Below are 10,465 nucleotides of genomic sequence, written 5' to 3'. Positions count from 1 at the left end.
CTTCGTCTATCCCGTTCCTTTGTAACTCCGTATAGAGTGTCCTACAACCCCAGAAGGCAAGCCTTCTGGTTTGGGCTGTTTCCGTTTCGCTCGCCGCTACTTGGGAAATCGCATTTGCTTTCTCTTCCTCCGGGTACTTAGATGTTTCAGTTCCCCGGGTCTGCCTCGATCATCCTATGTATTCAGATGAACGTACTGCTCCATTACGAACAGTGGGTTTCCCCATTCGGAAATCCTCGGATCAATGCTTACTTACAGCTCCCCGAGGCATATCGGCGTTAGTCCCGTCCTTCTTCGGCTCCTAGTGCCAAGGCATCCACCGTGCGCCCTTATTCACTTAACTAAGTTTGACGCGTTAAAACGTTTTGATGTCTTGTTTTGCTCTTATTTAGTTTTCAAGGAACAAACTATCCTAGTTTGAAAGAGATTCACTCTCTCAAAACTGAACAAACAACCTGTTTATGTCTTCCGAATCCATTCAACTTCCGAAGAAGCTTGAACTTCATATCCTTAGAAAGGAGGTGATCCAGCCGCACCTTCCGATACGGCTACCTTGTTACGACTTCACCCCAATCATTGGCCCCACCTTCGGCGGCTGGCTCCCGTAAGGGTTGCCTCACCGACTTCGGGTGTTGCCGACTCTCGTGGTGTGACGGGCGGTGTGTACAAGGCCCGGGAACGTATTCACCGCGGCATGCTGATCCGCGATTACTAGCGATTCCTGCTTCATGTAGGCGAGTTGCAGCCTACAATCCGAACTGGGAATGGTTTTATGGGATTTGCTTCACCTCGCGGCTTCGCTGCCCTTTGTACCATCCATTGTAGCACGTGTGTAGCCCAGGTCATAAGGGGCATGATGATTTGACGTCATCCCCACCTTCCTCCGGTTTGTCACCGGCAGTCACCTTAGAGTGCCCAACTTAATGCTGGCAACTAAGATCAAGGGTTGCGCTCGTTGCGGGACTTAACCCAACATCTCACGACACGAGCTGACGACAACCATGCACCACCTGTCACTCTGTCCCCGAAGGGAAAGCGGTATCTCTACCGTTGTCAGAGGATGTCAAGACCTGGTAAGGTTCTTCGCGTTGCTTCGAATTAAACCACATGCTCCACCGCTTGTGCGGGCCCCCGTCAATTCTTTTGAGTTTCAGCCTTGCGGCCGTACTCCCCAGGCGGAGTGCTTAATGCGTTAACTTCAGCACTAAGGGGCGGAAACCCCTAACACCTAGCACTCATCGTTTACGGCGTGGACTACCAGGGTATCTAATCCTGTTCGCTCCCCACGCTTTCGCGCCTCAGCGTCAGTTACAGACCAGAGAGTCGCCTTCGCCACTGGTGTTCCTCCACATCTCTACGCATTTCACCGCTACACGTGGAATTCCACTCTCCTCTTCTGCACTCAAGTCCTCCAGTTTCCAATGACCGCTTACGGTTGAGCCGCAAGATTTCACATCAGACTTAAAGGACCGCCTGCGCGCGCTTTACGCCCAATAATTCCGGACAACGCTTGCCACCTACGTATTACCGCGGCTGCTGGCACGTAGTTAGCCGTGGCTTTCTGGTAAGGTACCGTCAAGGTACGATCAGTTACTATCGTACTTGTTCTTCCCTTACAACAGAGTTTTACGATCCGAAAACCTTCATCACTCACGCGGCGTTGCTCCGTCAGACTTTCGTCCATTGCGGAAGATTCCCTACTGCTGCCTCCCGTAGGAGTCTGGGCCGTGTCTCAGTCCCAGTGTGGCCGATCACCCTCTCAGGTCGGCTACGCATCGTTGCCTTGGTGAGCCGTTACCTCACCAACTAGCTAATGCGCCGCGGGCCCATCTGCAGGTGACAGCCGAAACCGTCTTTCATCTTTCTTCCATGAAGAAGAAAGTATTATCCGGTATTAGCTCCGGTTTCCCGGAGTTATCCCGATCCTGCAGGCAGGTTGCCCACGTGTTACTCACCCGTCCGCCGCTCGTTCCACAGGCATCACCCCGAAGGGATCTGCCTGCTTCCCGCGCTCGACTTGCATGTATTAGGCACGCCGCCAGCGTTCGTCCTGAGCCAAGATCAAACTCTCCAAAAAAGTTTGTTTCACATCATCCGAAGATGATGTCTTAGCTAGTAAAACTTAAACGGTTATACCGTTTCTTACTGACATAAATGGTTGTTTGTTCAGTTTTCAAAGAGCGAAAAAAATAAAAATGGTGGAGCCTAGCGGGATCGAACCGCTGACCTCCTGCGTGCAAGGCAGGCGCTCTCCCAGCTGAGCTAAGGCCCCATTAAAAGTATGTGTATTTCATGGTCGGGAAGACAGGATTTGAACCTGCGACCCCATGGTCCCAAACCATGTGCTCTACCAAGCTGAGCTACTTCCCGTTAAAATGGCGCGCCCGAGAGGAGTCGAACCCCTAACCTTCTGATCCGTAGTCAGACGCTCTATCCAATTGAGCTACGGGCGCAAATGCCGAGGACCGGAATCGAACCGGTACGGTAGATACCTACCGCAGGATTTTAAGTCCTGTGCGTCTGCCAGTTCCGCCACCCCGGCATACAATAGAGCGGAAGACGGGATTCGAACCCGCGACCCCCACCTTGGCAAGGTGATGTTCTACCACTGAACTACTTCCGCCTATTAAAAATGGTGCGGGTGGAGGGACTTGAACCCCCACGTCGTAAGACACTAGATCCTAAGTCTAGCGTGTCTGCCAATTCCACCACACCCGCAAGGATGGTGAGCCATGTAGGATTCGAACCTACGACCCTCTGATTAAAAGTCAGATGCTCTACCAACTGAGCTAATGGCTCTCGAAGTGGTGCCGGCCAGAGGACTTGAACCCCCAACCTACTGATTACAAGTCAGTTGCTCTACCAATTGAGCTAGGCCGGCTTAACATGGTGGAGGATGACGGGATCGAACCGCCGACCCCCTGCTTGTAAGGCAGGTGCTCTCCCAGCTGAGCTAATCCTCCGAATGTATACACTTTTTAATGAACTTGCGTTCATGCCTGGCGGCGTCCTACTCTTGCAGAGGCAAAGCCTCAACTACCATCGGCGCTGGGGAACTTAACTGCTGTGTTCGGTATGGGAACAGGTGTGACCTCCCCGCCATCACTGCCAGACATACTTCTCTTAAGAACGAAGACTATTATATCCTATTTCCTATAGAGAATGCAAGCCTTTTTTCAAGGAATATTTGCACCCTGAAAACTAAATAAGAGCGTTAGACAAGAATCAAATTAAAGATAGTTAAGTACTCGATCTATTAGTATCCGTCAGCTCCACGTGTCACCACGCTTCCACCTCGGACCTATCAACCTCATCGTCTCTGAGGGATCTTACTCACTTAAAGTGCGAGGAAGTCTCATCTTGAGGGGGCTTCATGCTTAGATGCTTTCAGCACTTATCCTTTCCACACGTAGCTACCCAGCTATGCTCCTGGCGGAACAACTGGTACACCAGCGGTGTGTCCATCCCGGTCCTCTCGTACTAAGGACAGCTCCTCTCAAACTTCCAACGCCCACGACGGATAGGGACCGAACTGTCTCACGACGTTCTGAACCCAGCTCGCGTACCGCTTTAATGGGCGAACAGCCCAACCCTTGGGACCGACTACAGCCCCAGGATGCGATGAGCCGACATCGAGGTGCCAAACCTCCCCGTCGATGTGAACTCTTGGGGGAGATAAGCCTGTTATCCCCGGGGTAGCTTTTATCCGTTGAGCGATGGCCCTTCCATGCGGAACCACCGGATCACTAAGCCCGACTTTCGTCCCTGCTCGACTTGTAGGTCTCGCAGTCAAGCTCCCTTCTGCCTTTGCACTCTACGAATGATTTCCAACCATTCTGAGGGAACCTTTGGGCGCCTCCGTTACCTTTTAGGAGGCGACCGCCCCAGTCAAACTGCCCGCCTGACACTGTCTCCGGACCGGATCACGGCCCTGGGTTAGAAGGTTCATACAGCCAGGGTGGTATCCCACGGATGCCTCCACGCAAGCTGGCGCTCACGTTTCTCAGGCTCCCACCTATCCTGTACAAGCTGTACAAACATTCAATATCAGGCTACAGTAAAGCTCCACGGGGTCTTTCCGTCCTGTCGCGGGTAATGCGCATCTTCACGCATAGTATAATTTCACCGGGTCTCTCGTTGAGACAGTGCCCAAGTCGTTGCACCTTTCGTGCGGGTCGGAACTTACCCGACAAGGAATTTCGCTACCTTAGGACCGTTATAGTTACGGCCGCCGTTTACTGGGGCTTCAGTTCTGTGCTTCGCTTGCGCTAACACTTCCCCTTAACCTTCCAGCACCGGGCAGGTGTCAGCCCCTATACTTCGCCTTTCGGCTTCGCAGAGACCTGTGTTTTTGCTAAACAGTCGCTTGGGCCAATTCACTGCGGCTTCTCGGCAGAGAAGCACTCCTTCTCCCGAAGTTACGGAGTCATTTTGCCGAGTTCCTTAACGAGAGTTCTCCCGCTCACCTTAGTATTCTCTACCTGCCTACCTGTGTCGGTTTGCGGTACGGGCACCTTTAATCTGGCTAGAGGCTTTTCTCGGCAGTGTGGAACCGGGAACTTCGGTACTAAATTTCCCTCCCCATCACAGCTCAGGATTGCCAGACGGATTTGCCTATCTGACTCCCTAACTGCTTGGGCGCACATATCCATCAGTGCGCATTCCCTATCCTACTGCGTCCCCCCATTGCTCATAACGACTAAGAGGTGGTACAGGAATATCAACCTGTTGTCCATCGCCTACGCCTTTCGGCCTCGGCTTAGGCCCCGACTAACCCTGAGAGGACGAGCCTTCCTCAGGAAACCTTGGGCATTCGGTGAAAGAGATTCTCACTCTTTTTCGCTACTCATACCGGCATTCTCACTTCCAGATGCTCCACCAGTCCTCACGGTCTGACTTCACAGCGACTGGAACGCTCTCCTACCATTGTCGAAGACAATCCGCAGCTTCGGTGATACGTTTAGCCCCGGTACATTTTCGGCGCAGAGTCACTCGACCAGTGAGCTATTACGCACTCTTTAAATGGTGGCTGCTTCTAAGCCAACATCCTGGTTGTCTGGGCAACTCCACATCCTTTTCCACTTAACGTATACTTTGGGACCTTAGCTGGCGGTCTGGGCTGTTTCCCTTTCGACTATGAACCTTATCACCCATAGTCTGACTCCCAAAGCTAAGTATCCGGCATTCGGAGTTTGACTGAATTCGGTAACCCGGTGAGGGCCCCTAGTCCAATCAGTGCTCTACCTCCGGTACTCGATCTTTGAGGCTAGCCCTAAAGCTATTTCGGAGAGAACCAGCTATCTCCGTGTTCGATTGGCATTTCACCCCTACCCACACCTCATCCCCGCATTTTTCAACATACGTGGGTTCGGGCCTCCAGTCAGTGTTACCTGACCTTCACCCTGGACATGGGTAGATCACACGGTTTCGGGTCTACGCCTGCATACTCAAATCGCCCTATTCAGACTCGCTTTCGCTGCGGCTCCGCATCTTCTGCTTAACCTTGCATGCAAACGTAACTCGCCGGTCCATTCTACAAAAGGTACGCCGTCACCCATAAACGGGCTTCGACTACTTGTAGGCACACGGTTTCAGGATCTCTTTCACTCCCCTTCCGGGGTGCTTTTCACCTTTCCCTCACGGTACTGGTTCACTATCGGTCACTAGGGAGTATTTAGCCTTGGGAGATGGTCCTCCCGGATTCCGACGGAATTTCACGTGTTCCGCCGTACTCAGGATCCACTCTGGAGAGAACGAAATTTCGATTACAGGGCTGTTACCTTCTATGGCGGGCCTTTCCAGACCGCTTCGTCTATCCCGTTCCTTTGTAACTCCGTATAGAGTGTCCTACAACCCCAGAAGGCAAGCCTTCTGGTTTGGGCTGTTTCCGTTTCGCTCGCCGCTACTTGGGAAATCGCATTTGCTTTCTCTTCCTCCGGGTACTTAGATGTTTCAGTTCCCCGGGTCTGCCTCGATCATCCTATGTATTCAGATGAACGTACTGCTCCATTACGAACAGTGGGTTTCCCCATTCGGAAATCCTCGGATCAATGCTTACTTACAGCTCCCCGAGGCATATCGGCGTTAGTCCCGTCCTTCTTCGGCTCCTAGTGCCAAGGCATCCACCGTGCGCCCTTATTCACTTAACTAAGTTTGACGCGTTAAAACGTTTTGATGTCTTGTTTTGCTCTTATTTAGTTTTCAAGGAACAAACTATCCTAGTTTGAAAGAGATTCACTCTCTCAAAACTGAACAAACAACCTGTTTATGTCTTCCGAATCCATTCAACTTCCGAAGAAGCTTGAACTTCATATCCTTAGAAAGGAGGTGATCCAGCCGCACCTTCCGATACGGCTACCTTGTTACGACTTCACCCCAATCATTGGCCCCACCTTCGGCGGCTGGCTCCCGTAAGGGTTGCCTCACCGACTTCGGGTGTTGCCGACTCTCGTGGTGTGACGGGCGGTGTGTACAAGGCCCGGGAACGTATTCACCGCGGCATGCTGATCCGCGATTACTAGCGATTCCTGCTTCATGTAGGCGAGTTGCAGCCTACAATCCGAACTGGGAATGGTTTTATGGGATTTGCTTCACCTCGCGGCTTCGCTGCCCTTTGTACCATCCATTGTAGCACGTGTGTAGCCCAGGTCATAAGGGGCATGATGATTTGACGTCATCCCCACCTTCCTCCGGTTTGTCACCGGCAGTCACCTTAGAGTGCCCAACTTAATGCTGGCAACTAAGATCAAGGGTTGCGCTCGTTGCGGGACTTAACCCAACATCTCACGACACGAGCTGACGACAACCATGCACCACCTGTCACTCTGTCCCCGAAGGGAAAGCGGTATCTCTACCGTTGTCAGAGGATGTCAAGACCTGGTAAGGTTCTTCGCGTTGCTTCGAATTAAACCACATGCTCCACCGCTTGTGCGGGCCCCCGTCAATTCTTTTGAGTTTCAGCCTTGCGGCCGTACTCCCCAGGCGGAGTGCTTAATGCGTTAACTTCAGCACTAAGGGGCGGAAACCCCTAACACCTAGCACTCATCGTTTACGGCGTGGACTACCAGGGTATCTAATCCTGTTCGCTCCCCACGCTTTCGCGCCTCAGCGTCAGTTACAGACCAGAGAGTCGCCTTCGCCACTGGTGTTCCTCCACATCTCTACGCATTTCACCGCTACACGTGGAATTCCACTCTCCTCTTCTGCACTCAAGTCCTCCAGTTTCCAATGACCGCTTACGGTTGAGCCGCAAGATTTCACATCAGACTTAAAGGACCGCCTGCGCGCGCTTTACGCCCAATAATTCCGGACAACGCTTGCCACCTACGTATTACCGCGGCTGCTGGCACGTAGTTAGCCGTGGCTTTCTGGTAAGGTACCGTCAAGGTACGATCAGTTACTATCGTACTTGTTCTTCCCTTACAACAGAGTTTTACGATCCGAAAACCTTCATCACTCACGCGGCGTTGCTCCGTCAGACTTTCGTCCATTGCGGAAGATTCCCTACTGCTGCCTCCCGTAGGAGTCTGGGCCGTGTCTCAGTCCCAGTGTGGCCGATCACCCTCTCAGGTCGGCTACGCATCGTTGCCTTGGTGAGCCGTTACCTCACCAACTAGCTAATGCGCCGCGGGCCCATCTGCAGGTGACAGCCGAAACCGTCTTTCATCTTTCTTCCATGAAGAAGAAAGTATTATCCGGTATTAGCTCCGGTTTCCCGGAGTTATCCCGATCCTGCAGGCAGGTTGCCCACGTGTTACTCACCCGTCCGCCGCTCGTTCCACAGGCATCACCCCGAAGGGATCTGCCTGCTTCCCGCGCTCGACTTGCATGTATTAGGCACGCCGCCAGCGTTCGTCCTGAGCCAAGATCAAACTCTCCAAAAAAGTTTGTTTCACATCATCCGAAGATGATGTCTTAGCTAGTAAAACTTAAACGGTTATACCGTTTCTTACTGACATAAATGGTTGTTTGTTCAGTTTTCAAAGAGCGAATTTGTTGGTCGCTTTGTTTTGGCGACTTATCTATCTTATCAAATCCTTCATATAAAGTCAACACTTTTTAAATAACTACCTAGCAAAGTGTTTCAATTGTTATTGAAGTTTTTGAGGTGTCCTCTTTGGAACGTTTATAACTATACCACGCACCTATTTGAAAAACAATAGTTTATCCAAAGTAAAAATTTTTAACCAAATTAAAAAGCGTTCTCTCTATCCATAATAGAGAAATAGTAAAAGAGAGTACGCATAATGAGCGCACTCCCTTTTACTATACTTATTATTTATTACGCATTTGCGGGAAGAGCAGGACATCACGGATGGACGGTGAGTTCGTAAGCAGCATGACAAGACGGTCAATACCAATCCCAAGGCCACCTGTTGGCGGCATGCCATATTCAAGAGACTCAAGGAAGTCTTCATCCATAAGGTGAGCTTCATCATTACCTGCATCTCTCTCAGCTACTTGTGCCTCAAAGCGTTCGCGCTGGTCAATCGGATCATTCAGCTCAGTAAATGCATTTGCATGTTCACGAGCAACGATGAACAATTCGAAGCGGTCTGTAAAACGTTCATCTTCTTTGTTCTTTTTGGCAAGTGGTGAAATCTCAACAGGATGCCCATAAATGAATGTAGGCTGAATAAGTTGTTCTTCAACTTTTTGCTCAAAGAACTCATTAACTACATGACCGAATTGCATGGAATCCTTGATATCCACTCCATGTTCTTTCGCAAGTTCGCGAGCACGTTCATCACTCATCTTCTCCCAGAAATCAACACCTGTGTATTCTTTAACAGCATCAACCATATGAAGTCTCTTCCACTTAGGCGCAAGATTGATTTCTTCCTCGCCGTACATAACAGTTGTCGTTCCAAGCACTTCCTTAGCAATATGAGCAACCATATTCTCTGTGAGTGCCATGATATCCTCGTAGTCTGCATAAGCTTCGTACAATTCAATCATTGTAAATTCAGGATTATGGCGTGTTGATACACCTTCATTACGGAATACACGACCAATTTCGTAGACCTTTTCCAAGCCACCTACTATAAGGCGCTTCAAATGCAACTCTATTGCAATACGCATATAAAGCGGGATATCAAGCGCGTTATGGTGTGTAATGAATGGACGGGCTGCTGCCCCTCCCGGAATGCTATGCATCATCGGCGTCTCAACTTCCAAGAAGCCTTGTCCATCCAAGTACTGACGCATAGAACGAATGATCTTTGAACGCATAACAAAAGTATCGCGGCTCTCCGGGTTTGTGATCAAATCAAGGTAACGCTGACGATAGCGTTGTTCGATATCCTGGAGACCATGATATTTCTCAGGGAGCGGACGCAAAGATTTGGAAAGCAGATGGATTTCCTGTGCCTTAATAGATAGCTCTCCTACTTTTGTTTTGAACATGACACCTGTAACTCCGACGATATCACCAAGGTCAATAGTATTGAACATCTCGTATGCACTGTCGCCAACTGTATCTTTACGAACATAAATCTGGATCTGACCGCCCAAGTCCTGGATATGAGCAAAGCCTGCTTTACCTTTACCACGCTTCGTCATGATTCGGCCGGCAACTGTCACTTTATGCTCTTCTGCTTCAAGTTCCTCTTTTGAATAGTTTTCATAACTGTCTACAAGTTCATTTGTAAGATGAGTTCGGACAAACTTACCACCGAACGGATCTATCCCCATTTCATTGTATGTTTCCAGCTTATCGCGCCGGACACGCATATGTTCATTCAATTCTTCTGACATGCTGTTCACTCCAATATTATTATTTATAGCTATTTACAACACTTGTCCACCAACAAGTATATAGAAATCGGTTCATTTCTGCATCAGTAGATTAAGGGGATCCGTCATAAACTGTGTCCTTAATCTTATTTTTCTTTACGACACAATTATCAATGCTTATATACTTTTGAATCTTATACTCACAACTTCAGGCACGTAAACCTTATAATCAGCTTTCTTGCGGCCATGTACGAACGCCAGCTTTCTCCTCTTCAGATAATGCATTCAGCAGTTTCTGAACAGACTCCCCTGTACCTGGCACAATGATTTCAGGTGCAATTTCACCAAGAGGAACAAGAACAAAGGCCCGCTCATGCATACGCGGATGTGGAATCTCCAAATCAACAAGTCGTATACTTTCCTGACTGTAAAGCAAAATATCAAGGTCAATAGTACGTGGACCATTGCGGATTGTCCGTACTCGGCCAAGTCGTTCCTCAATTAACTGACAGTAGCGCAAGAGCTCCTCCGCGGTCAAATCTGTTTCAACTTCAACGACCATGTTCAGGAAGTCTTCCTGATCTTCGTAGCCGACCGGATCTGTCTCATATATAGAAGAAATCTTCTGGATCAGGATCCCAGAATGATCAGTCAACATTTCAAGTGCTTTAATGAAATGATTTTCGCGTGGTTCGATATTTGTTCCAAGTGCAATAAATGCTTGTGTCAT

General features: G+C 49.8%; 2 protein-coding genes, 9 tRNA genes and 5 rRNA genes (1 of these 16 only partly in view). All 16 read right to left on the bottom strand.

Going from position 1 to position 10,465, the window contains the following annotated elements; translation table 11 throughout:
• Nucleotides 1-343 (bottom strand): 23S ribosomal RNA (locus QR721_RS00490) (it extends 2,570 nt beyond the left edge of the window).
• Nucleotides 344-514: 171 nt separating this feature from the next.
• Nucleotides 515-2,077 (bottom strand): 16S ribosomal RNA (locus QR721_RS00485).
• Between the two features lie 119 nt (nucleotides 2,078-2,196).
• Nucleotides 2,197-2,272, bottom strand: a tRNA-Ala gene (locus QR721_RS00480).
• Nucleotides 2,273-2,293: 21 nt separating this feature from the next.
• A tRNA-Pro gene (locus QR721_RS00475) sits at nucleotides 2,294-2,370 on the bottom strand.
• A 6-nt stretch (nucleotides 2,371-2,376) separates the two neighbouring features.
• A tRNA-Arg gene (locus QR721_RS00470) sits at nucleotides 2,377-2,453 on the bottom strand.
• 3 nt (nucleotides 2,454-2,456) lie between these two features.
• Nucleotides 2,457-2,542 (bottom strand) — tRNA-Leu (locus QR721_RS00465).
• Between the two features lie 9 nt (nucleotides 2,543-2,551).
• Nucleotides 2,552-2,623, bottom strand: a tRNA-Gly gene (locus QR721_RS00460).
• Nucleotides 2,624-2,633: 10 nt separating this feature from the next.
• Nucleotides 2,634-2,718 (bottom strand) — tRNA-Leu (locus QR721_RS00455).
• Between the two features lie 5 nt (nucleotides 2,719-2,723).
• A tRNA-Lys gene (locus QR721_RS00450) sits at nucleotides 2,724-2,799 on the bottom strand.
• A 6-nt stretch (nucleotides 2,800-2,805) separates the two neighbouring features.
• Nucleotides 2,806-2,881: transfer RNA gene (locus QR721_RS00445), tRNA-Thr, on the bottom strand.
• A 6-nt stretch (nucleotides 2,882-2,887) separates the two neighbouring features.
• A tRNA-Val gene (locus QR721_RS00440) sits at nucleotides 2,888-2,963 on the bottom strand.
• Between the two features lie 34 nt (nucleotides 2,964-2,997).
• Nucleotides 2,998-3,113: ribosomal RNA gene (rrf, locus tag QR721_RS00435) — 5S ribosomal RNA — on the bottom strand.
• Between the two features lie 123 nt (nucleotides 3,114-3,236).
• A 23S ribosomal RNA gene (locus QR721_RS00430) occupies nucleotides 3,237-6,149 on the bottom strand.
• Between the two features lie 171 nt (nucleotides 6,150-6,320).
• A 16S ribosomal RNA gene (locus QR721_RS00425) occupies nucleotides 6,321-7,883 on the bottom strand.
• The 16S, 23S and 5S rRNA genes sit together here with 9 tRNA genes alongside, the layout of an rRNA operon.
• 391 nt (nucleotides 7,884-8,274) lie before the next feature.
• Complete coding sequence (gene lysS / locus QR721_RS00420; protein ID WP_348028160.1) at nucleotides 8,275-9,756, bottom strand: lysine--tRNA ligase; 1,482 nt, start codon at nucleotides 9,754-9,756, stop codon at nucleotides 8,275-8,277.
• A 208-nt stretch (nucleotides 9,757-9,964) separates the two neighbouring features.
• Complete coding sequence (gene folK, locus QR721_RS00415) at nucleotides 9,965-10,465, bottom strand: 2-amino-4-hydroxy-6-hydroxymethyldihydropteridine diphosphokinase (protein WP_348028158.1); 501 nt, start codon at nucleotides 10,463-10,465, stop codon at nucleotides 9,965-9,967.

This window comes from Aciduricibacillus chroicocephali, assembly GCF_030762805.1.
GTDB lineage: Bacteria > Bacillota > Bacilli > Bacillales > Amphibacillaceae > Aciduricibacillus > Aciduricibacillus chroicocephali.
The sequence above is the reverse complement of the archived record's forward strand: the minus strand, read 5'-3'. Positions and strand labels throughout refer to the sequence as shown.

Coding starts and splice junctions, on each gene's coding strand:
- lysS (WP_348028160.1), bottom strand. CDS start 9,756: ATGTCAGAAGAATTGAATGAACATATGCGTGTCCGGCGCGATAAGCTG.
- folK (WP_348028158.1), bottom strand. CDS start 10,465: ATGACACAAGCATTTATTGCACTTGGAACAAATATCGAACCACGCGAA.